Consider the following 20,458-nt stretch of genomic DNA (forward strand, 5'->3'; position numbering starts at 1 on the left):
ATGACTGATACCAGCATCAAAAAATGGCACCAGTGATGTCAAACATGTGCAGTGGTACCACTGGTACCAACTTTCAGCAGGATGAACCTGGTACCAGCGATGGCACCAGACAGGATCAAACGGTACCACAATGCATAACCTGCAAACGGTGGGAAATAACATGAAGAACAACGGTCGTGGCCCGACTTGATAGACCTGACAATGCACCATCCGTCGGGTGCTGCCAAACCGGTTAACCCCGTAACTCACCAAAATGATCGGAAAGATATTTGCCGTCGCAGGGCACTGTTCTTGCGCTTTCAGCTCTTGCTTTAGTTCTGCCGCAGAATGGCAATAAAGCTGTGTGTACCTACAATGCAAAAAGATAGTTGCTGCTGGTACCAGAGATTCTCCCCGCATTATCCATTTTCATGTCCAATTCTCTTTTACCTTATCATACATTTTCTATCCGTCCAACTACGTTGTATGATAAGATTCTGCCGTTTGTTTATGATTGATATTTGTAACTCTAACTTCGTTTCCCTATTTGCTATCTGCAGTCCGTCCTTTGCATTGTGCATAGTAATAATCCGTGTCCAATTTTCTATTCAGATTATTTTTGATGGTACTGTTCCACACATGTGCTAGCTACTATCCGACATCATGGCTATTTTGGAAGAATACCTTTGATTCTCTTCAAGCGGATATCAGCTGCAAGCTCTCTCTGAATGTTTACCATAATTTTTACATCATCAATTCCCGTTGCCACTGCCAGCAAATAATATCATACTCCAAGAATCTGTTTTATCTCTTCAATCATGCGCGGATTGAGCGACACCTGCATCCCATAGCTTGTAGGCTTTGGTAGGATGAATCCCATCTTTATCAGCTTGTGCACTTCATCTTCCACTTCGCCTCGCATGTGCTTTGGAAATCCCTTCTTGAGGTTTTCAACAGCAGTGTGCTTGCCGCCTATTAAGGTGTCTTTGAGCATTCTCTCCAGGACCGTCTTCTGGATGGGATTCACGCCCGTAGTTACTAGCACTGATTTATATAATAATCATGACATACATGACGTAAGGTAACGACATGTTAAATAATGGCTATTACATAGCTATGGCATGGCAAGAAAGAAAGAATCAGAAAAGGCATTAGAATCAGGCCCGCTTGAACGCCTGTTTGCCGGAAACGCCACAGCAAAGATGCTGGACTTTCTGTCGACGTTCCGCGAGTTCGACTATTCAGAATCAGATATTGCAAGGCATTCCGGCGTCTCCATAAGGCATGCGCAGCGCGAGCTTCCCAAGCTAGAACGGCTGAAGCTGATAAAGATGACAAGGATATCTGGCAAATCCAAGATGTACAGGATGGACACAGAGTCGCAGACAGGCATGATAGCAAGCAAGTTTGGACTGGCCCTGGCCAGTATTGAAGTGGACAGCGTACTGGCGAAGGAGAAGCAGAAGGAAAAACCGCTGACAGCCTGAGCTTTCAATCTCCACATAGTGGAGATTCACGCTTTAAGGAGTGTTGTGTCATTATTGTCTGGCGGCCTTTTGTCTTGTAATGGATCCAGCCGACAAAAATGATACACAACCCTTGACAACCAAATTCATAACACATCATATGACTCCAAGTTCAACAGCCTGAAATGTAATGGCCTTGTATGCGAGTGTCTGCTAATCAGTTATAGCCTCAAGAACAAACACGAATTCGATAATGCGCAATGCATATTGTTGGTACATTCGACGAATAAACTACAAATCTTAATTTAATCCACAGGAGAGTCCAGTCATGCTAAGCAAGACAATTGCTCTAGGCATACTTGCCGGAATTGTGACATCTGCAGTTTTTTCTGCGTTCTGGTTCGCAGGAACAGCTAGTGCACAGACAAGTATGGAACCGATGAAAACCACCGTCGTAAGGGATTCTGCATTGTTTGTGGGACCCAAAACACTTCCGCCCGGCGACTTCATACATCTCTACGACACCACACCGTACATGATAATGAACGGCCACGTAGCAGCGAAGCTTCCATGTGATGCCAACTATGAAACCCCCCTGCACATAATGGTTGGACAGGCGCCAGACCTCCAGCCAGCGGAACTAGAGCTGGTTAAAGAATTATCAAAACCTGGCAAGCTGTGTCTCTACCATGCAGATTTGGCCTCTGAACACGGTGAAGATGTCGCTGCAGGTTCACTGATTACGGATATCGCACTTCACAACCCAACCAGCAAGAGCATAAGGTTACCTTCAACAGCCAGCGTGGTCATAGGCGTCAATGAAATCATGCCGGGTGCAGAATCGCACGAGGAAAAGGGACACTAGCATAGGCGATGTTATCTAATTGGATACGATCCATCTCCTCTTTCTTTTTCTCTAATTCAAGCAAGCCGTCAGTAAGAAAGACCTTGTGCATTTCGGAGGATGTACTACAAAGATTTTAGCCTTGAACGAATGAATCATAGCTGCGATTGAACAGAACATTTCTTGTGATGTTGCTGCTTGGTTTGCTTTCTCTTGGATTTATCGTAACGCCACTGATGCGGGCGGCATACGCCCACACCTTTACCTCAGACGAGAACGCGTCGTTTCTTGCGCTGGTTGAGCAGATAAAAGTCGAGATGCAGCTGGTAAAGGACAACAACCTTTCCTCCAACAATGATCTAGCGTTGCAGCATGCCAAGTACGCGACAAGGCTACTGGACGCGAATATCACGAAGGAAATATTAGAGAAGAACAAACGCATAGGGACCGACCTTCCTGCCGCATTGAAGGATTTGGAGAGTTCTGTTGCAGCAAGTCCGGATGCCGCGGCTGTAAACGAAAGGACCGCCGGAATTAACTCTCTGTTGGGAGAAGCCGTATCTGCTAGGATAGAAAAACAGCAACTGACCAACTCGACGGTGAATGCAATAGCTCTTTCAATACTTGTCAACACGATGCTTGACCACTATTACAAGGCAATTCCAAGAGAAGTTCCTGAAGGCACGGATGGCGGCTCATCGGCTCCGGTAGAGGGCGTCACGGATGGCGGGAGCTACAAGATACAGGTGTCATGGATCCCGCCGGAAATCCGGGCGGAGCAGGTCAACACGTATACGGTCAAGTTCTTTGACGCAAAGACAGGCGAGCAACTTGACAAGGTGAAATACGACTTTATGTTCATGCCTGCAGACAACCCTGACGTCATGATCATCCACAGAGGGAGCCAGTCTGCCTCTGGCGGCGAGGCCCAACAGTCCTTTGCATTCAAGGAAAAGCGCGTTGGACAGGCCACACTGCGTATATCAAACATCAACAACAGCGGAGAGATTGTCGATTTCCTGATAACGGTTCTCCCACCAGCACTTGATAGTGCGGTCTCCGCAGGCAATAAAACCGGCACCATGACCAGTATGTTTGACTACCAGACTTCACAGGGGCTTGCGTCTAGAATTCCAGAGCTGTTTGACCAACTAAAAAGCCAGACTCCTGCCGACAAAGCCGGAACGGTTGCAGAGCTGGATAGCGCTCTTCAGCAGCTAAAATCCGCTGTGGACAACAAGGGGCCTGTCTATGATGTCGAGATTTTGGTACACGGCGAAGTCCACCCACGCTTGCAAAAGATCTTTAACCTGCAGCTAGAGCAACAGCCGCGGATCCAAGAAAGCAGCACCACTGCGGAATTTGATGGCAAGAGCTACTCCCTAGTCGGCAAATCTGCATCTGCAAAGGTGACCGCAGCAGCCATAAATCCTGGCGCGTCAGTAAGGGTCGAATTTGACAATTCTGGCGAGGTAGAGCTGACTTTGCCAAAGAATATGGTCGACGGCATTACGGCAGTGATGGCCGGAGGCCAGGAGCTTGACTTTGAGGAGGTAAGCTCGACTGACATGGAGACCACCATCAAGTTCACTGTGCCTGAAGTAGACAAGTCTGTCGAGATCACCGGCGCTACTGTGGTGCCGGAATTTGGCATGATGGCAACGCTCATCCTTGCTGTCTCGCTTGTGGCAGTCATGGGGTTTGCGCGCTTTAAGGGCTACGCGCCGAGTTTAGGAAGGAGGCGTTAGGCAGAGCAAGCCGTAAAATCGTCATCAATCAATTGAAAAGTAGCCGGCGCCAGCATAAACTCAGAATTGACGGATAAACCCTTTTCCCCCACCACACATTCTCTTTTATACGTATTTTGTACCTCAATCGATGGATTCTTTCTCAGCAGTGCACTGATGTGCACTGCAAACATGCTTCTATTATATTGCACCGGAGGAGTTTCGCCATGGCAAAGGCATTTCCTGTACAGTATGACCGGGAGCGGGCGAGAAAAGCTTTCGACATCCTCTTGTCTACTAGAGAGCCAGAGCTCAAGCAGCTAGCCTTGGACATAGGATACCCCACGACAGGGGCCGACTGGCAGGAAAAGGTGCTCCTTTTTTGCCTTGACGTAAACAGCTGCTTCATAGACTTGTCCAAGGACAAGATGGACGAAGTGGAAATCCATAAGTGCATGACCTTGATGAAGACCATGGCCAAGGACAGGCCGCTTATAGAATCGCAAAAGATACAGGACTTGGCGTACAACATTGCAGAAGACTTCAAGTCCCTCTATATGAGGCAAGACTGACGCAATTTCATTTTGGATTGAAGGGTACTGTAACGTTAATGGCTGATCTAACACCTCTCAAACATTGTCATCATTCAGCCGCAGCGGATGTTACGGTACCCAATATACTTTGACATGACTTTTCCTACAAGCTCGGCCTCGGACAGCCTGTAGAGATCGCGCTCGCCGTGTCTCACAGAGACTATTCTCGCCTCCCTGAGCCTTTTGAGGTGCGATGATACCGTGGACTGCGCCTTACCAGTACGTTCAATGATTTCGTTAAACGTCAGGCATTCGTATTCTAGGAGCAAAACCACTATCTTCCTGATTGTGCCATGCCTGACGTATTTCAGGATCCGCGCTTCTCTGTCAGAGATGTTCGAAGGATAGTACCGCGTGATTCTCGACTGCCTTTCCACCCTGATGGTTTTTGACCTTTCAAGGGCGGCTATGTGGTATGCAAGAACGCCGTTTGCTAATCCTGTCAGCCTCAAAAGCTCCCTGTACCTTATACCGGGGACTCCTTCGATGCCTTTCTGCAGGAGCGCATCGATGTCCTCATTTTTGACGTATGTCTTCATGGCTCTTGTTCACCTTGAGCACTCCAAGCCCGAACAGGCCTAGCATCGCAAGCAGTATAACGTGGGGCAGCTCTATGTTGACGGCAGGAATTAGAAAGGGCATCGCCAGCCCGGAGGCACTAAGGAGGTAGAACAGCTCTACCGCAACCAGCGACATAAAGCCCAACATCATAAGTGCCATCCTTGCTCTCGCATTCCTTGAATATGCAATGAGAGATACGATGCTGATGAAGACAGCTATGGTGGTGCTGGCAATATGCAGGACCGCATGGTAAACAGTGGAAGGGGAAACGTGGGGCAGGATCAATGGGGCCAGAATGCCGGGAACAACCACGGCCGTGATGCCGAACAGGCGGGCTTTCTCTGTTCCATCACTAACCGCGTTCCTGCTTGTCTGCATATCGAATTTTTCTTTTCGCACTTAATAAGGAGACTGGTACAATTATAGAATGCAGTATGTGACATAAGACTGCTAACAACGTCAACACGTATTGAATTAAAAGGTGGCAGTACATTCGACGAATGAACCGGCCCGATTTTATATCTACTGGATGCTAAAACGTACGTGAGGTTTAGAAAACCGCACGTTGTTGCTGCGATTCTGGTTGTAGCTGGTGCGGTAGCTGGGACACTGGTGTCGTTATCCATCGCCGCGCCGTCTGCATCAGATAAACAACAGGATATAATCACAAAATTACTTGTGCCATCAACAGAAAATGCGCCAGTGTTAGGGAGCAGAGATGCAAAAATAACGCTCGTAGAATTTGGAGATTACCGTTGCATGCATTGCGCCAAATTCAATTCGGAGGTCAAGGATCGTTTGATATCAGACTATGTCGATTCCGGAAAGGTTCGTTTCCTCTTTAAGGATTTTCCTGTCAACGATACACCTGATGACCAGTCGTCTGCCTACGCCGCCGAAGCCTCCTACTGCGCCGCAGAGCAAGGCAAGTACTGGGAATACCACGACAAGGTTTTTCGCAGCTATGATTTTGAAAACAATGTCAACATACTGACTCCAGCCAGATTGCAAGAGTTTGCAGCCGACATCAAAGTCCCAGACATCAACGGATTCTCAAAATGTTTGGAATCTCGTAGATATACTGATGTTGTTGAACAAAACCAAGACTTGGCAGTTAAGCTAGGATTGAAAGGAACTCCAAGCTTCATAGTAATTTCTGAAAATAAGGATCCTGTCGTAATTGCAGGTTCGCAACCCTACGAAGTTTTTCAGAAAGTACTCGATGGACTTTAATCCGGCGGTCAGAAGCAGAATAACAAGTTGCGGTTGACCGGTACATTCTACGAATGAATCACAAGCAATAATAGCATTCCACCCTAACTCTTTCCCAGCATCGTATACGTCTGCAGCCAACCTGCATGACCGCCCTGTTCATTACACGGCTGAGGGAGACACACTCTCCCTCAACTGTGTTTCTGTAAATTGCAACTTGCTGCGTGGTCTGGCCACTGAGTTATGAGATGATTCGAGTAGCTTCCACATATCTTACCACACAGAACTGTTCATTCTTGGAATGTACCATATTTTTGGGTCGTGTAAAATGCTGGGTTTGCAAGTCTGAAACCCGTCAAGTCTGACGGACGTGACGGGAAGAAGATTTTGCTCTTCTACTTTTATATATAAAAGAAAGTAGCAAAAAATGGGGGGGGGAGCTCGCAGAGTTTAGCTCTGGTAGGGCTTGCCATCTGATGTGTACTTCTTCACCTTTCCTGAACCACCTGCAGAGGCATTCTGTACGCTTGATGCTGCTTCCAAAGCGCGGATGCCGTTCATTATCCATTTGCCCCTTGGTACCAGTTCGCGCCTGAGCAGCCACTCAAGCGATGGCTTTCCGGGCCCGGTGAGCAGCAGGCTTGCAGTCATTGCAAGGAGCAAGAGGTCTATTTCGTATCCGCCGATAAAGCCCCTGGGCAGCTTGACTGCAAGTGTTGTGCCGGCCATCTCTGCTATAAAGAGTGCCGAAGTTATCCTTGTGAGTACGCCTGTAAGTATCGCAATTCCTCCTGCAACTTCCAGGATTGCGACCAGAGCAACAAGCTCCTGCGGCAGACCGAGGGTTGCAAAGAACCCAAGTGTTCCGGGCATGTCCTGAAATTTGACGAGCCCGTGCAGGATGAACGCGGCTCCGGCCACGATCCTCAGCGGCAACGGACCAAACGTCATCATCTTCAGGTAGTTTGCAGACATCCACTTTTGGTACCGAGTAGCGAATTCCATGCAAGAAGAAGATGCATGAAAAAATTAAAGGAATGTGGTTTATCCTACGAATGAACTAACCTGTTGACAGAAGTTGTGCTGTTAGTCCTCTCTTGCAAGTTGCATGAAACTGATCTGATACGCGCGCACGGTGGCGGCAACACATAATGTTTCAGCGCTCTTGAGGAATTTTTGTGATTATAGCTGATGCAAAATAATAACCTGTCATCGACCAACCAATGGTTCATCCTACGAATGAATCATAAATGATAAAACTTGATCACACCATTTTCTGATCGCATCATATCCGTCTAGCCATGACCTGCAAGGGAAACCTTGCTTACACGGTTTGAGGGGCGACCCCCTCTAAACCGTGGACTCGACAGGTCGTATGTTAGCTGGATTTCTACAGAGACTGACGACGCAAAGTTTGCCATGGCGGTGACTCGCGAGTTTCCATCAGCCATGCTGTTGATTGCCAGCATATCGTTACTGACAATATTCTTTATTTTCAAAACGAAATTCCGTTAAAATCGCGTAAGAATACAACCTTTCAGAAACAACAACACGTGAAAAAATAATCTGCGCAGGCTCATTATCCTGCGCAGGGATGCGACTTGACCTGCTTATGGTATATGCATGTCACAGTAATGAAAGTGTGCTATTAATGATTCTGGTACATTCGTAAAATGTACCTCTGGGCAAGGTATCAACAGACTGTAACCAATTAAAGTCGTTCAAAAACAACAAAAAAGGAAAAAGATGAGGGCGGGCCTACTTGGCTGCAGGGATCGTTATAGGCGTCTTGCCCGCCAAGAGCTGGTTGATTCCTTCGGCTATCTGTCTTAGGAAGTTAAAGATGTCGACAGTGTTGGTCTTTGTTGCAGCAACATCCGCCTTTAGCTGCGCTATGTCACTCTTAATTGAGCCAAGGGTATCTCTGATGTTTTCAGGATAGTTGGATGTTGTGACTCCACCGTCAGAACCAGGCCAGTAGCTATCCGACCTGTCACCTAGGCCGAAACCTCCGCTCCATGTTACCGTGGTGGATCCACTCACTCCTCGCTTGACAGCTAATCCGTGATGACCGTCGCCTGCCACCCATACGTCGACAGGGATCTCTGCATCACCGTAATAGTTGACAACACCATAGATGTGGTAGAGCGTAAGGCCGACTTTAGTATAGAACTGACTTGAAGCCGAATATGAGCCAAGCTTGCCAAACTGTGGGCGGACACTTTGGTCCAGTTTTTTGTCAGTAAAGCCTGGTCCCGGAGATAATGGCCCCGGTTCTGTCCCAGTTACAGAAGGAGTCGTCCCCTTGGGGTAAAAGTACGAGTCTACCTTCAGACCTTGGGTGCCATCGAGCTTCTTGTGAGCGTTGCCAACTGGCATGTTGGTCAGCTTGTCGCGGATGATGATGTCTATGTTGTGGAATTCGTCATCATACGCCGGTTCGGAGGTCTCACCGACTGTGAGTTTGACACCGCGGTTTGGGTCGCTTGGCAGCGGCAAGTTCGTCGATGAATGGGCCCATGCGATGTTTGCGCCCGCAGACAGCAGCAAGATAGCGGCTGCCACAGTCGCTATAGTCATCGTTACATACTTGTTGGTCATCGAACCTGCTGATATTGGGAAAATATTAAAAATTATGGTACAAACCTTGAAATAGTTCGGTAATTGTACTATAATTTCTAGTACAATAGTAGAACTATTTCGATAAATGAACTACAAACCTTATAAAATTACAGTCTATCAAGCCATCCAATGAACCTAAGAAACCTAGCAATCATTGCAATCATCGCAGGGATTGCAGCAACCACGCCAGTAGTCGCTTTTGCAGGCCACGCCTTTGAATCAGGCGCGGCTTCAGGCACATTGCCCGTAGCAACCACCGTCCTGCTCGCAGGTCAAGTGATGAGGCCGGGCGACTACATGCCAGTTGTAGACTTTTCACCAAACTACGTGACCGGCCACCTGTTGCTCAGAGCGCCCTGTGACGCTGACGGAAACCCTGCGGTCATACCTGTGGGAGGACACATCGACGAGATTGCTAATAGGACCTATGTAGACCAGCTGCAGATGAACTACATCGCACACGCCTCGGCGCCAGGCAAATCCTGCGTCTACCACTCACATGTGCCTGCAGTCAAGCTCAGCTCTATTGCCAATGCCGGCCCGCCAAGGGTCACTGACATCGGCCTCCTCAACGTTGGCACCAAGAACGTGGTATTCAGGACCGGAAATACAGTCTCATTCACGGTGCTCACCGTGGCCGGGGAGATCAACCCGCCAAACGGCTACGGTCCAGCTTCGGCAGGAAACGGCCAGCTTCCTGCGCCATTCAACACGCCAAAGCAGATCTCAAGCCTGATTGGCATGAACCCGGTTCCTCCAGAGGGAGTCCATGCCCACTAAGGGCCCCCTCCCCCTCCATTTTATTTTTGGTGATGAATATGGTCGATCATATCATTTCGTTAATTGCACTAATGCTGACAACGGCTGCGGCTGCAGGCCTGTTGTTTCAACCAGCATGGGCCGACTCTGGTTTTATAGTAAACAATCAGAATAATATCCTTACAATATTCAAGCTCCAGACAGAGGATATGCCTTTCACAACTGGTGGGACGTCTTTCCTCATAACTCCAAATCCGCTCTCCCATACAGCCGTTACAGAAAGCCCTGACTATAACATGGAATCTGGGGGCCTCACATTGCTCATCAGGGACAACGATCTGCTTGATTCTGATCCATCGGAGGGCATAATCGAGCTTGTAGGGGTCAGCCCCGGGCAATACAGCATAATCGAAGTTGCTGGCCCCTCCGGCTTTGACACGAACGAGGAACCAGCGGCGGTCGAGATAACGGACGGTTTAACTTCGACCGTTGAGATTTACAGTGTTCCCCTAGGCCCCATTGAGGAAGAACCTGTGGAGCCGCCAGAGATAGACACTACTTCTCTAACAAAGCTACAAGGCTTTGGGGCAAAGATAAACGGCATTGCTCTAGGCTCCGGCAACCTGCCAAACGCATTTGTCTCTGACTCTGACGAGTCTGATAAGGAACCGGAGGCTGTATTATTTGCTTCAGCTCTTGACGGGGACATGGACTTTGAGGCACTGCTTGACCTTCTCGGGATTCCGACTTACGATGCGCCGGATGACACTGTGTTCTCAGACGGCGCCGGCGAATATGTGCCACCGACGTTCATAGCGCCAGACGATGATGGCGCCGGCAAGCTGGTGTTTCTACCAAGACTTGATGAGGTCTTTGACGGCCTAGACGTGGTCATGAACTTGAAGGACAAGGATCTCGGGCTTGTAGACTCGGACCTTGACATGTTGGAAATACCTGTGGGCGGAGCTGGGCAGGGCGTTAGCTTCAAGCTTGAAGTAGATGACGACCTTCCTTCCGGCCTCCCTCTGCCTCCATCAGGCGAGGCGGCACTGTTTTTGAGAGTCAATACCGCAGGCAACATAGACTTTGGCAACTCTGCCAGCTTCAAGTCTTCACCAACTACCAAGTTCAGCGTGAAGAAGGGCCTTACGGGGATAGGATCTCTTCCTGACGGGTGCCCTGACGCAAGGACGTACCTGAGAAATCCTGTCACCAATGCTTGGCAGGTGCTTGAGGCGCCAACAAGAAACCCGTCCGTTGACAACGGGATTATGTGCGGCTACATCCAAAAGCTTCCGCACTTTTCGGACTATGTAGTTGCTGGCAACAACGGTGCCGCTGTTCCTCCAAGCAGCGGAGGTGGAAGTAGTGGTGGTCATGGTGGTCATGGTGGCAGTGTGGGTGGTGGAGGGAGTAGTGGTGGTGCCGGACACGGCAGCCACAACGGCGGTGGAGGAGGTTCGACTATACCCTTGGATAGCTTTTTCGTTGCTAAAACAGGGAGGATAAAGGTGGGGACTATCTCGCTTGTTAGCCTACAGGGTAATGTACTTGCAAAGGCGACTGTAGGGCAACAACTGCAGATATCATCAACCATCACAAATGCGCTGAACCAGCATCAGCCATATGCATTCATAGTGCAGGTGGTAGACAAAGAGGGGTTCACGGCATCGGTGTCATGGGTTGAAGGCCATCTCGACCCCGGGCAGACTCTCCAGCCGTCGCGCTCGTGGACACCCAACTCGTCTGGTACTTACAAGGTTCAGGTGTTTGTGTGGAATGGCATAGACAGGACACCAGAGCCTTTGGCCGACAAGGTGGAGAGGGACATGTCTGTGAAGGCGTAAGGAGGCAGTACAGGAAGTTCGTGACCTGTACCACACTCTTTATTAGTGGTACAGGTCCAAACACGAACATGCAGACGGGTACCGGGCCTGTTCAAGAAGCTGCCAGCAAGCCGCTGCTCTTGGGCCTTACCGCTGCTATAGTAGTTGGAATCATAGCGCCACTTGTGCTCCCGCACGTCCCCCACCAGTCGATGATTTACCATGTTGTCCTACACATGGCCAGCGTCACCATTGCCGCATTTCTAAGCATAGTGTCCCTTCTCGCCTATAGGAGAGCTGGTGGCAGCCGCACGCTTTTCATGACTCTTGGCTTCCTGGCGCTTGGAGCAGTAGAAGTATCCTACCTGTTGCAGGCAGCGGGAATACCATTTCTGCTCGACATCCCAAATCTCAACATAGAGGCACCTCACCTGATCTTGCTGGTAATGCTCAGCCTGTTTGGGCTTGGAGTGCTCAAGGTGAACAAGTAGATGAAGCTGGAGCAAGAAGTGGCAAGCACTCAAGAGCTACTCCTTCGACACATAGAAAGAGAGCCGGGCGTACGCTACAGGGAGCTCATGCGTCTCACCGGACTTGCCAACGGCGTGCTCACATACCACCTGGCGGCCCTTGAAAGGGCTAGCCTGATAAAGGTAGACAGGAAGTCAAGGACCACGCGGTACTATCCTGTCAATATACCTGAAAAAGAGTTGCAGTTGCTTGGCTATGTCAGGCACGGGCCTGTACGCGAGATAATTTCATTCATACTGCAGAGAGACATGTGCACCTTCAACGAGATAGTCGAGCATACGAAAAAAGCACCGTCAACTGTCTCGTCGCACCTGAAGCGGCTCAGGAATGCAGGCATCCTAAACGTCCGGTACGGCGAGTACCAGCTGTATAGCCTCATCGACAAAGATCTGGTGGCAGACGTGCTGTCAAAGTATAGAGCTAGCTTTGTTGACAGAGTCATCGACAATTACGTTGAAATTCTGGACGAATTGTAAATTCAGATATAACACGGATAGGGGAAAGGAGAGAATCCCCCTTCTCCGTGTAATGAACAAGGCTCTCCGTAGAGATCCTTTACGACATTATTGCACTCATTGCATATTAGCGATTGTGGTTCATTCGTAAAATGTACCAATAGTTAAAATGAGCAGGGAGTGCTATCTGGTTCGGTAGTGATACTGCGCTTCTTATTATTGGTGGTAATACTGCTTGCAGCCGTCGCGCTGGTTGCCAAGCCTGTCGATGCGCACTTTTTTGGTGCAACGAAAGATGTCGACGGCTACCAAGTGGTGTTTCAGCCGTACCCGCAGGCCCCAGTCGTCGGCACCAACTCGACACTCAATTTTAGTGTGCTCCAGAACGGAAGCAACATCTACAATGTGTATTGCGCACTCATCATAACAGAAAAGGCGTCGGGGCAGGTGGTCTACCAAAATCCATACCGGCTGTACGAGACAAGCGACATCACAGTCCCCTACAGGTTCGACAACGTAGGCGATTATGTTGTTACATTGCAGACGCGTATTGCTGGCCATGAAAAGTACCAGTCACAGCCCTTGGTGGCAAGCTTTGACATCTCTGCATTTGCACCCGGCATACCGTTTGACGAGCTCTTGCTCTATTACGTTACTCCGGCAGCAGCGGCGATGGTCGGGATCGTTGTATACCTACACTCTAAAGGCAAAATGTAGTACGGCCAAAACAGTAATGTAAAACACTGATTGTAAGATTTGAACCCCATGTACACGAATAACAGAAAACAAAATCATAACGTCTCATCCGACTGTAATACTACATTGTCGCTTGCATAAAACTATATAATTTGCTCCCTGCAATAGAGTAAGCATGTCCGAAATCAACCGTTTGAGTTCGGACTCGATATCTGGAGAATTAGGGAACCACCGGGCCCGCTTCTCTATTTATTTCACGCCACTACGCACAGAGCAGGCTCTTTTTGATCTCCTTGGGGCTGTAGAACAGGTTGCAGGTGCCGCAGGTCCACACAGGGTCGCGGCTTGCAGTCCAGTATTCGCAGTCAAAGTATTTCTTGGCAAGCGCGTTGCCGCAGCGCGGGCAGCTGAACATAGACAGGGGAAATGCCGCATGCTGTATATATCAACAGTTCATGGAAATTCCTGCAATCCTGTGATACTTACACTTACTTGCTCAAAAGTTCTCTGCCAGGTATTTTGAAAGCCGGCGCGCGTCGCGCTCGCTCACCGGTATGTCGCCGGCAAAGACCTCCTTTTTGCCCTTGGTGATGTTCACCCTGACTAGTGCGCTATCGCCGGGCAGAATCTCCAGATGCAGCTCTGGGCCCTTCATCATCATGCTCTTCATCGCGTCGGCGTGGAGTGAATTGCCCTGCCTGCGCGGGTTCACAAACTCGGCAGTCAGCCGGTTGATGCTGTCTTCGAGCGTGAAGGAGACCCTGCTGCCGCTGCCGTCCCCTCCACCTGCTGTTGCCGCCAGCTTTTCTATGGCGAACACGTACTTTTCGGTGGCTTCCACCTCTATCTTGGGCCCGACCGGCCCCTCGTCTCCTTTCTCCTCGTCTTCCCTCCCAGCAGCAGTAATAGCAGTAGCAGGCCGCCACACCATGCCCTGCCTTGCCACCCGGATTTTGAACTTGCCGCCCTGCCCGGAGGCGCGCAGGTGCTCGTCTATCACTGCCTGCAGCTCGTCCGGCGGCAGCGGTTTGTCGGGCCCCCGGTGCCACTGGTTCCGGGCGTCCTCTCTGTCCTTTTCGCCGCTATAGTGGACGATGTAGCAGTCCTTGGCGTTCCAGCGCCGGACAATGTCGTACGCCTCTGTCACAGAGATCATGCCGGTAGACGGGTGCGAGTTGTAGGTCTCTGTCCCGAGCACTGCAAGGTCGGGGTTCCAGGTTATCCCCGGGTCGGCCCCCACCAGCCTCAAAAAGTCCCACCCTGCGATTATTTTTCTGTCGCCGGCCCTGATGACGTAGACAAGCGAGCCCGGTGCCCCCGGCCCTTCGGCCGCATTTTCTGCCGCTATCGGCATGACAAGGAACGGCCCGACCTGAAAGCTCTGGCCCGGCGACACCTCCGTGAACTGCTGCCGCGGTATCTGCGTTTCTTTTGACACCTGGTCGGCGCAGGTGGCCGTGCAATAGATAGGTGGTGCCGAGCCTACGCGCGCAAGGTCGCTGGTGTGGCCCGGCTTGGAGCTTGTCACAAGGATGGCGTCAGGAGTTTTCCGGCCTGCAAGGCCGCCGGACGCAGATGATGATGATACCTTTTCGAGGCTTGCCGCGACGCCGGGGCCGGCGTCCACCAAAAGATGGAAGTTGCTGTACAAAATAGAGATCGATGTGTTGGCTGTTTCATCACTACCAGCAGCAGAAGTCTCGCCTGCGTCGGGTAGCACGCCGTTAAAACGGACAACCAGATCGTTATTGCTAGCGGTGGCTGCTGCTGATGGTGAGGAGGAGGGGGACGCCATTATCTATCTATAAATGCAGAAGGAAGGCATTGTAATTAAGGGTTGCACCAGGGTTGCAGGCGCAGGATGAAAGAAATCCTGCAAAAAGCTATGGCTTGATGAGGTCGTCGAGGGTCATCGGCCTGCCGTCCCTGCACACCTGGTCCGGGAAATGCTGCATCGAAAAGAGCATCATCTGCTCAAGCAGAGGCGATAGCGCAAGGCCCCTCTCTGTCAGGAAGTACTCTATCTTGACCGGCGTGCCGGGGTGGACCTTCCTGTCGACGAGGCCGTTCCTCTGCATCTCTTTGAGGCGCTGCGAGAGCGTCTTTGGGTTTATCCCCTCTATCGTCAGGAACTCGTTGAAATGCCTGTGCCCAAAGTGCATCATGTTCCGCATGATGAGCAGGGTGAACTTTTTGCCTATCACCTGGAACGTGAAATTTATCGGGCACTGCTTTAGCTTGCTGTCCATAGCTGCCATCAGCCGGGCGTCCAACAACTTACCCTGGTTTCACCTGCTTACCCTGGGTTAACTCGATAAATTTACCTTTCTATAGCGACTAACCCGGCGCAACCTGCGGTGCGGCGATCAGACGCCTGCGAGCCGGGCCCTGCCGTGAAGGCGCGCCTGGTGCACCTCGCTTATCTCCTCGCCCCGGTGCCGGCGCCTCTCTATGACATAGCCTGACGATGAATGATAGATGATCACCATGTCTTTTGGGTAGAAAGAGAGCATCTCGTGGTTCTCATAGTCAGACGCCATGTGCCGCAGGTGTATGCGCTCCCACGCAAACAGCTCGTCAAGCTTGCCCTGGTAGTGGAAAGAGCTGCCGCAGGGACACCGGACGTCCCGCCAGTTGCCGCCTATGTTCCGCAGCCAGTCGCCGTCGCCAGGAGAAGGAGAAGAAGGGGAAGAAGACATGTTGTTTACGCTTTCCACAGGATAGGAAAGACGCGGCTTATAATTTTAGCCGCCGGTCATTCTCGTAAAGTCGTTGCGCCTGTTGACCGCCTTTATGTAGTCAAGGTTTGCAAGGGCGACTACGGCAGAGTCGCGCACCTCCTCGCTCTCGTCTGACAGCGCCGCATCCAGCGTCTTGCGGGCCTCCTCAGAGCCGATTACGCCCAGCGCGACTGCCGCCTCGTGGCGGACGAACAGGCTCGGGTCGTTTTTGACCGCGTCTGCAAGCGCCGGGATGCCGGACGTAAAGCCGAGCTGGCCCAGCGAGAAGGCCGCCTCGTGGCGGACCAGGTCGTTGTCGTCGTCCTTGAGCACCCTGCCTATCGGGGCCACCGCAGCCTCGCCGGCTATCTCGGCGAGTATGCAGACGGCCCTGGTGCGGACGACGCTGTCCTTGTGCGTCAGCAGGCCCTCAAAGTATTTCGAGTTCTTTTCGTCAAACTGCCTCTCCATCTCCTCGAAGAGCTTGTTGCGCTCGCGGGAAGTGGAATATTTTGTCGTCGTTTTTGCTGGCGGTGGTGATGATGATGCAGGTGGCATATTGTATGGCAACTGTGCTCCGGCAGAGCGCCCTTTTAATTTTATACCTTATTATACAACCATACAATACAGGCATCCCGTATATGCGCGTCAGGTACTGGCGTCTTGGCATCACCGACGTCCTCGACTCTGCTTACCCGGCAGAGAAGGCGAACCACTGGGACATCAAGTGCATGCAGGGCGAGTACGAGCATTTTGGCGTATTCTGGTTCAGGTACGGCACGCCGTTTGACAAGGAGCCGGTGCACGGCGTCTGCTTTTACTTTAACGACGTGCCGAAAAAGACGGTGGACGAGCTTGCCTCCTTTTTGCAGGGCAAATTCGGCGGGCAGCTGCTCTACCGCCAGAGCAGGGGCTTTTTGCAGGGCTCAAAAGAGTTTGCAGACGGCAAGTCGGTCGCGCTCCTGGCAAACGAGCTTAGCCTGAAGTTCAACGCGCCCGTTGAGCTGACGATAGAGTTTGAGAAGGCCACCAAGGAAGAGGTAGACTCGGAAGCCTGGAAGCTCCCCGCCGGAAAGGCGCTGCCCATCCCGGGCCCCGACTAGCAATAATAATGTGGGTGGGTAGATAGGTTATATTCTCCGCCAGCGTAGCAAACGGCGCTGGAAATGGCGGCCGAGATGACCCTGCGGGAGCACCTGAACGAGCTCCGCGTGCGCGTCATGCACATCGTGATAGCGGTCATTGCCATCACCATCTTTACAATGACGTTCGACCTGCGGCCTGCCGAGTTTGGTGGGCTGACGCTTGCGTATCCATACCCGGACGCCATCCACAACCTCTCGGCGCGGATCATGCTCTACATGCAGGACACGCTCCTGCCGGACAACGTCACGCTGGTGCAGACGGCCCCGGGGCAGGCGTTCTTTGCGCAGATGTACGTCTCCGTCCTTGCCGGAATCATAGGCTCGATGCCTGTCATCGTCAAAGAGATCTCGGGCTTTATCTCGCCGGCGATAAGCGCGCAGGCCAGAAAGAGCATCTCGCGCGTGGTTGTGCCCGCAATAGCCCTGTTCGTGGCAGGCGTGGCGTTTTCGTACGTGGTCGTGGTGCCGTTCGTGCTAGATTTCCTCTACCAGTACGGCGAGGCAATAGGCGTCGTCCCCCTGTTCAACATCACCGATTTCATCTCGTTCGTGCTCCAGTTCCTGCTCGGCTTTGGGATATCGTTTGAGCTCCCTATACTGATGTACGGCATAGCCCTCACCGACACCATGTCGCCCACGTTCTGGCGCAACAATTTCCGCTACGCAGTCATAATCATTGTCATATTCGGCGCCGTGATAACGCCCGACGGGAGCGGGATAACCATGTGGTTTGTGGCCCTGCCCATGCTCGCCCTCTATGCGGCAGGCATGGCGGCAGTCGAGGCGAGGGCGCGCCGGATCGCCAGGCAGGAAGCGGCCATGGCCGGCGGCGGCAACAAGTAAGTCGGATACCTAACACTTAAATCCTCAAAAAGGCTAGCTGTGCCCTAGAAGATGTCCTCTTTGGGACTACTCAGCGCCCTGACGATGCAGATGCCGCAAGGCATGGAATGGATCTTTATCGTCATCATCATAGTGGTGATATTCTTTGGAGTGAAAAAGATCCCCGAGCTCGCAAGGACCTTTGGCAAGGCCGGCGCCGAATACGAAAAGGCGAGGATGGAGGCCAAGCGCGAGATCCAGCAGTTAAAGAGCCAGCAATCAGGCGGCGGCAAGATGGGGCGCGAAAAGCTTGAAGAGATCGCAGACACGCTCGGCATCGACTACACCAACAAGAACGACGAGGAGCTGCGGGCCGCAATCGACGTCGAGCTGAACAGGACGAACAGCAACAACAAAAAGTAGGCTTTTTATTACAACTTTATTTCCCCTTTATACCGTATATATTGATGATCGGCCACCAGCAGATCGCAGGCATCGTCGACCGCTACGACATGAGAAACGTCGCAATCGCCACCATCGGCAGTCACTCGGCTCTCGAGGTGATGGACGGCGCCAAGGACGAGGGCATGAAGACGGTGTGCATCTGCCAGAAGGGCAGGGACCTGCCCTACAGGCGTTTCAAGCGCCTCGCAGACGAGATAATCACGCTTGACAAGTTCTCTGACATTTTGAACAGGGAGAACCAGGAGAGGCTGCGCGACCTCAACTGCGTCATGGTGGCCCACAGGGCGTTTACCGCCTACCTCGGGTACGACAACATCGAGAACAACTTCAAGGTGCCGGTGTTTGGCAACAGGTCGCTCCTGAGGGCGGAGGAGCGCTCGGCCCCCCGCAACCAGTACTACCTCATCGAAAAAGCCGGATTGCGGCACCCAAAGATATACCGCAGGCCCTCAGATATTGCCGGGCCGGCGATGGTCAAGGTGCAGGAGGCCAGGCGCAAGCTCGAGCGGGCGTTTTTCATCGTCACATCGTACGAGGACTACAAGAAAAAGGCAAAGCAGAAGGTGGAGCAGGGCGTGGTGACAAAGCGTGACCTTGAAAACGCGGTGATAGAGGAGTACGTGCTTGGCACCTATTTCAACCTGAACTTTTTCCACTCGCCGCTGACAGGCGAGACCGAGTTTCTGGGGATAGAGAGGAGGCTGCAGACCAACCTACACGACTTTGTATCGATGCCGGCCAGGCAGCAGATGGAAATCGAGGGTGTGGAGACGCAGAACATCGAAGTCGGCCACACGCCGGCAAGCATTCGAGAGTCGCTCCTTGAAAAGGTGTTCGAGATGGGAGACAGATTTGTCGCATCTGCCAAAAAAGAGTACCCGCCGGGCATCATAGGCCCGCTCTCGCTCCAGAGCATAGTGACAACAGACCTCGACTTTGTAGTGTACGACGTCTCGCTCAGGGTGCCGGGCAACCCCATAATGGCGACTACTAGCCCGTACACGAAATACTATTACGGGCACACGATGGGCGTCGGGCGCAGGATAGCGATGGAGGTAAAGAACGCGATAGCGCAGAGGCGCCTGCGGGACATTGTCACCTAGTTATCCAAGGAGAAAGAAAGGTTCACCGCTCTATTGGCTCCTCAAACAGCCCCTTCCTCACCTTTATGGGGATGTCATAGTACGCGGCAAGGGCTATCGAGTCTGACGCCCTGTAGTTGCGCAGCACCACCTCGCTCCCGCGCTTGCGGAAGTACAGGTTTGCCCGCAGCACCGAGCCGCTCTGGTATACCCTGACTTCTGTGAGGAGCAGGTCTTCCATCGCCGCTATCTCTTCCACCAAGTTGTAGATGGTCGGGATGCCGCCCTTGTCGCCTTCCTGGAAGCGCGAGATGTGCCTTGCGACCTCGCCTGAAAAGGCGCGCATCGGGAACTCTTTGCCGTCCTCGGCCTTCAGGATGACCACGCCTTCGAGCCCCATCTGGTCTACAAAGCCGACGTAGCTTATCTTGGCAGAGACGTACTCGTCCTCTTCCAACACTGCCTATTATGGGCTGCACTCGGAATTAAGGCTTTGCAGGCTATAGCTCGGACGTGGCGTGCAAAAGGGCACATATACGCCCCAGAGGGAGGGAGGACAGGACACAAGATTTAATTTGCAAAAGTGCGCCCTCCAACCCAGAAGAAAAGGCGGATGGACGGCGGCAACAACAACAGCGGTAGTGGTAGTGGCAGCATTGGCGGCTGGAGCCGGTGGCAGGCCGAGCGGGAAAGCGGCTTTAGGATACTTGTCACCGGGGCGACCTCGCTTGCCATCGCGTTTGTGATCTACTCAAGGCTGGCAGGTTCGGGGCTGACGCCGGTTCCGCCGGAGCAGCTGGCCGGCCTGGCAAACGCAGTGTTTGCGATAACCGCCGCGGCTATGGCCGCCGCGTTCTATGGCGCGTACGTCATACTCAGGTCAGAGCAGAGGCGTGCAGGGTCGTCGTCTGGCCTGATGTCGCACATTGCAGGCGCATTTGCGAATAACAGGC

General features: G+C 51.9%; 26 protein-coding genes. 15 read left to right on the top strand and 11 right to left on the bottom strand.

The annotated features are described in order from the left end of the window. Positions 1-763: 763 nt before the first annotated feature. Positions 764-1,006 (bottom strand): hypothetical protein, encoded by a 243-nt coding sequence (locus WKI84_RS05210; protein WP_337862470.1) that lies wholly within the window; start codon positions 1,004-1,006, stop codon positions 764-766. A gap of 94 nt (positions 1,007-1,100) precedes the next feature. Between WKI84_RS05210 and WKI84_RS05215 the strand changes: the two genes are divergently transcribed. From WKI84_RS05215 to WKI84_RS05230, 4 genes are all read left to right on the top strand, one after another. Continuing rightward, entirely contained in the window at positions 1,101-1,466 is a 366-nt protein-coding gene (locus tag WKI84_RS05215; RefSeq protein WP_337862471.1) for a hypothetical protein, read from the top strand. Between the two features lie 307 nt (positions 1,467-1,773). Further along, on the top strand, positions 1,774-2,310 hold the full coding sequence (locus tag WKI84_RS05220; RefSeq protein ID WP_337862472.1) for a hypothetical protein: 537 nt from the start codon (positions 1,774-1,776) through the stop codon (positions 2,308-2,310). A gap of 215 nt (positions 2,311-2,525) precedes the next feature. Beyond that, entirely contained in the window at positions 2,526-4,037 is a 1,512-nt protein-coding gene (locus tag WKI84_RS05225; RefSeq protein ID WP_337862473.1) for a PEFG-CTERM sorting domain-containing protein, read from the top strand. Between the two features lie 206 nt (positions 4,038-4,243). After that, on the top strand, positions 4,244-4,588 hold the full coding sequence (locus WKI84_RS05230) for a hypothetical protein (RefSeq protein ID WP_337862474.1): 345 nt from the start codon (positions 4,244-4,246) through the stop codon (positions 4,586-4,588). 74 nt (positions 4,589-4,662) lie between these two features. Here WKI84_RS05230 and WKI84_RS05235 read toward each other — a convergent pair whose 3' ends face one another. Both WKI84_RS05235 and WKI84_RS05240 read right to left on the bottom strand, forming a co-directional pair. Further along, on the bottom strand, positions 4,663-5,148 hold the full coding sequence (locus WKI84_RS05235) for an ArsR family transcriptional regulator (RefSeq protein WP_337862475.1): 486 nt from the start codon (positions 5,146-5,148) through the stop codon (positions 4,663-4,665). Then, on the bottom strand, positions 5,126-5,548 hold the full coding sequence (locus WKI84_RS05240) for a hypothetical protein (protein ID WP_337862476.1): 423 nt from the start codon (positions 5,546-5,548) through the stop codon (positions 5,126-5,128). Before WKI84_RS05240 ends, WKI84_RS05235 begins: the two co-directional genes overlap by 23 nt. A 165-nt stretch (positions 5,549-5,713) precedes the next feature. On the opposite strand from WKI84_RS05240, the gene WKI84_RS05245 reads away from it, so the two are divergent. Beyond that, a complete protein-coding gene (locus WKI84_RS05245; RefSeq protein ID WP_337862477.1) occupies positions 5,714-6,403 on the top strand; it encodes a DsbA family protein in 690 nt (229 codons plus the stop codon). A 429-nt stretch (positions 6,404-6,832) separates the two neighbouring features. Here WKI84_RS05245 and WKI84_RS05250 read toward each other — a convergent pair whose 3' ends face one another. Both WKI84_RS05250 and WKI84_RS05255 read right to left on the bottom strand, forming a co-directional pair. Beyond that, a complete protein-coding gene (locus tag WKI84_RS05250; RefSeq protein WP_337862478.1) occupies positions 6,833-7,387 on the bottom strand; it encodes a DoxX family protein in 555 nt (184 codons plus the stop codon). 753 nt (positions 7,388-8,140) lie between these two features. Beyond that, positions 8,141-8,983 carry a hypothetical protein gene (locus WKI84_RS05255; protein WP_337862479.1) on the bottom strand — a complete coding sequence of 281 codons (843 nt, stop codon included), beginning with the start codon at positions 8,981-8,983 and terminating at the stop codon, positions 8,141-8,143. 150 nt (positions 8,984-9,133) lie between these two features. Between WKI84_RS05255 and WKI84_RS05260 the strand changes: the two genes are divergently transcribed. The 5 genes from WKI84_RS05260 (at position 9,134) to WKI84_RS05280 (ending at position 13,292) form a co-directional block, all read left to right on the top strand. Continuing rightward, positions 9,134-9,784, top strand: coding sequence for a hypothetical protein (locus WKI84_RS05260; protein ID WP_337862480.1), 651 nt, complete (start codon positions 9,134-9,136; stop codon positions 9,782-9,784). Positions 9,785-9,855: 71 nt separating this feature from the next. Next, positions 9,856-11,610: a hypothetical protein gene (locus WKI84_RS05265; RefSeq protein WP_337862481.1), complete on the top strand. Its 1,755-nt coding sequence runs from the start codon at positions 9,856-9,858 to the stop codon at positions 11,608-11,610. Positions 11,611-11,678: 68 nt separating this feature from the next. Then, positions 11,679-12,080, top strand: a complete 402-nt coding sequence (locus WKI84_RS05270) for a hypothetical protein (protein WP_337862482.1) — start codon at positions 11,679-11,681, stop codon at positions 12,078-12,080. Next, entirely contained in the window at positions 12,081-12,596 is a 516-nt protein-coding gene (locus tag WKI84_RS05275) for an ArsR family transcriptional regulator (protein WP_337862483.1), read from the top strand. It abuts the gene before it with no gap. 198 nt (positions 12,597-12,794) lie between these two features. Beyond that, positions 12,795-13,292: a hypothetical protein gene (locus tag WKI84_RS05280; RefSeq protein WP_337862484.1), complete on the top strand. Its 498-nt coding sequence runs from the start codon at positions 12,795-12,797 to the stop codon at positions 13,290-13,292. A 241-nt stretch (positions 13,293-13,533) separates the two neighbouring features. Here the strand turns inward: WKI84_RS05280 and WKI84_RS05285 are convergent, their stop codons facing one another. The 5 genes from WKI84_RS05285 to WKI84_RS05305 form a co-directional block, all read right to left on the bottom strand. Further along, positions 13,534-13,686 carry a hypothetical protein gene (locus WKI84_RS05285; protein WP_337862485.1) on the bottom strand — a complete coding sequence of 51 codons (153 nt, stop codon included), beginning with the start codon at positions 13,684-13,686 and terminating at the stop codon, positions 13,534-13,536. Between the two features lie 81 nt (positions 13,687-13,767). After that, positions 13,768-15,066 (bottom strand): hypothetical protein, encoded by a 1,299-nt coding sequence (locus tag WKI84_RS05290; RefSeq protein ID WP_337862486.1) that lies wholly within the window; start codon positions 15,064-15,066, stop codon positions 13,768-13,770. A gap of 88 nt (positions 15,067-15,154) precedes the next feature. Then, positions 15,155-15,529, bottom strand: coding sequence for a helix-turn-helix domain-containing protein (locus tag WKI84_RS05295; RefSeq protein WP_337862487.1), 375 nt, complete (start codon positions 15,527-15,529; stop codon positions 15,155-15,157). A 108-nt stretch (positions 15,530-15,637) separates the two neighbouring features. Next, positions 15,638-15,988, bottom strand: coding sequence for a hypothetical protein (locus WKI84_RS05300; protein ID WP_337862488.1), 351 nt, complete (start codon positions 15,986-15,988; stop codon positions 15,638-15,640). Positions 15,989-16,015: 27 nt separating this feature from the next. Beyond that, a complete protein-coding gene (locus WKI84_RS05305) occupies positions 16,016-16,561 on the bottom strand; it encodes a HEAT repeat domain-containing protein (protein ID WP_337862489.1) in 546 nt (181 codons plus the stop codon). A gap of 71 nt (positions 16,562-16,632) precedes the next feature. Between WKI84_RS05305 and WKI84_RS05310 the strand changes: the two genes are divergently transcribed. The 4 genes from WKI84_RS05310 to WKI84_RS05325 all read left to right on the top strand — a co-directional run bounded on the left by WKI84_RS05310 (position 16,633) and on the right by WKI84_RS05325 (position 19,526). After that, entirely contained in the window at positions 16,633-17,094 is a 462-nt protein-coding gene (locus WKI84_RS05310; protein WP_337862490.1) for a hypothetical protein, read from the top strand. A 63-nt stretch (positions 17,095-17,157) separates the two neighbouring features. Continuing rightward, positions 17,158-17,979 (top strand): twin-arginine translocase subunit TatC, encoded by an 822-nt coding sequence (tatC, locus tag WKI84_RS05315; RefSeq protein ID WP_337862491.1) that lies wholly within the window; start codon positions 17,158-17,160, stop codon positions 17,977-17,979. Between the two features lie 84 nt (positions 17,980-18,063). Beyond that, the gene (locus WKI84_RS05320; RefSeq protein WP_337862492.1) at positions 18,064-18,381 is read left to right on the top strand and encodes a twin-arginine translocase TatA/TatE family subunit; all 318 of its coding nucleotides are present in this window, start codon (positions 18,064-18,066) and stop codon (positions 18,379-18,381) included. Positions 18,382-18,425: 44 nt separating this feature from the next. Beyond that, on the top strand, positions 18,426-19,526 hold the full coding sequence (locus WKI84_RS05325; protein ID WP_337862519.1) for a formate--phosphoribosylaminoimidazolecarboxamide ligase family protein: 1,101 nt from the start codon (positions 18,426-18,428) through the stop codon (positions 19,524-19,526). Between the two features lie 22 nt (positions 19,527-19,548). On the opposite strand, the gene WKI84_RS05330 is transcribed toward WKI84_RS05325, so the two are convergent. Continuing rightward, the gene (locus WKI84_RS05330) at positions 19,549-19,965 is read right to left on the bottom strand and encodes a bifunctional nuclease domain-containing protein (RefSeq protein WP_337862493.1); all 417 of its coding nucleotides are present in this window, start codon (positions 19,963-19,965) and stop codon (positions 19,549-19,551) included. 123 nt (positions 19,966-20,088) lie between these two features. Here WKI84_RS05330 and WKI84_RS05335 point away from each other — a divergent pair. Beyond that, positions 20,089-20,458, top strand: a 370-nt coding sequence (locus WKI84_RS05335) for a hypothetical protein (RefSeq protein ID WP_337862494.1), incomplete at its 3' end; no start/stop codon positions are given.

The organism is Nitrososphaera sp. (genome assembly GCF_037447015.1).
Taxonomy (GTDB): Archaea; Thermoproteota; Nitrososphaeria; order Nitrososphaerales; family Nitrososphaeraceae; genus Nitrososphaera.

Bases quoted from the DNA above. Each gene is read 5' to 3' on its own strand.
- WKI84_RS05220 (WP_337862472.1), top strand. From the start codon at position 1,774: ATGCTAAGCAAGACAATTGCTCTAGGCATACTTGCCGGAATTGTGACA.
- WKI84_RS05310 (WP_337862490.1), top strand. From the start codon at position 16,633: ATGCGCGTCAGGTACTGGCGTCTTGGCATCACCGACGTCCTCGACTCT.
- WKI84_RS05240 (WP_337862476.1), bottom strand. From the start codon at position 5,548: ATGCAGACAAGCAGGAACGCGGTTAGTGATGGAACAGAGAAAGCCCGC.
- WKI84_RS05250 (WP_337862478.1), bottom strand. From the start codon at position 7,387: ATGGAATTCGCTACTCGGTACCAAAAGTGGATGTCTGCAAACTACCTG.
- WKI84_RS05275 (WP_337862483.1), top strand. From the start codon at position 12,081: ATGAAGCTGGAGCAAGAAGTGGCAAGCACTCAAGAGCTACTCCTTCGA.
- WKI84_RS05285 (WP_337862485.1), bottom strand. From the start codon at position 13,686: ATGTTCAGCTGCCCGCGCTGCGGCAACGCGCTTGCCAAGAAATACTTT.
- WKI84_RS05290 (WP_337862486.1), bottom strand. From the start codon at position 15,066: ATGGCGTCCCCCTCCTCCTCACCATCAGCAGCAGCCACCGCTAGCAAT.
- WKI84_RS05225 (WP_337862473.1), top strand. From the start codon at position 2,526: ATGCGGGCGGCATACGCCCACACCTTTACCTCAGACGAGAACGCGTCG.
- WKI84_RS05270 (WP_337862482.1), top strand. From the start codon at position 11,679: ATGCAGACGGGTACCGGGCCTGTTCAAGAAGCTGCCAGCAAGCCGCTG.
- tatC (WP_337862491.1), top strand. From the start codon at position 17,158: ATGGCGGCCGAGATGACCCTGCGGGAGCACCTGAACGAGCTCCGCGTG.
- WKI84_RS05260 (WP_337862480.1), top strand. From the start codon at position 9,134: ATGAACCTAAGAAACCTAGCAATCATTGCAATCATCGCAGGGATTGCA.
- WKI84_RS05230 (WP_337862474.1), top strand. From the start codon at position 4,244: ATGGCAAAGGCATTTCCTGTACAGTATGACCGGGAGCGGGCGAGAAAA.
- WKI84_RS05215 (WP_337862471.1), top strand. From the start codon at position 1,101: ATGGCAAGAAAGAAAGAATCAGAAAAGGCATTAGAATCAGGCCCGCTT.
- WKI84_RS05320 (WP_337862492.1), top strand. From the start codon at position 18,064: ATGCAGATGCCGCAAGGCATGGAATGGATCTTTATCGTCATCATCATA.
- WKI84_RS05295 (WP_337862487.1), bottom strand. From the start codon at position 15,529: ATGGCAGCTATGGACAGCAAGCTAAAGCAGTGCCCGATAAATTTCACG.
- WKI84_RS05265 (WP_337862481.1), top strand. From the start codon at position 9,856: ATGCTGACAACGGCTGCGGCTGCAGGCCTGTTGTTTCAACCAGCATGG.
- WKI84_RS05325 (WP_337862519.1), top strand. From the start codon at position 18,426: ATGATCGGCCACCAGCAGATCGCAGGCATCGTCGACCGCTACGACATG.
- WKI84_RS05255 (WP_337862479.1), bottom strand. From the start codon at position 8,983: ATGACCAACAAGTATGTAACGATGACTATAGCGACTGTGGCAGCCGCT.
- WKI84_RS05235 (WP_337862475.1), bottom strand. From the start codon at position 5,148: ATGAAGACATACGTCAAAAATGAGGACATCGATGCGCTCCTGCAGAAA.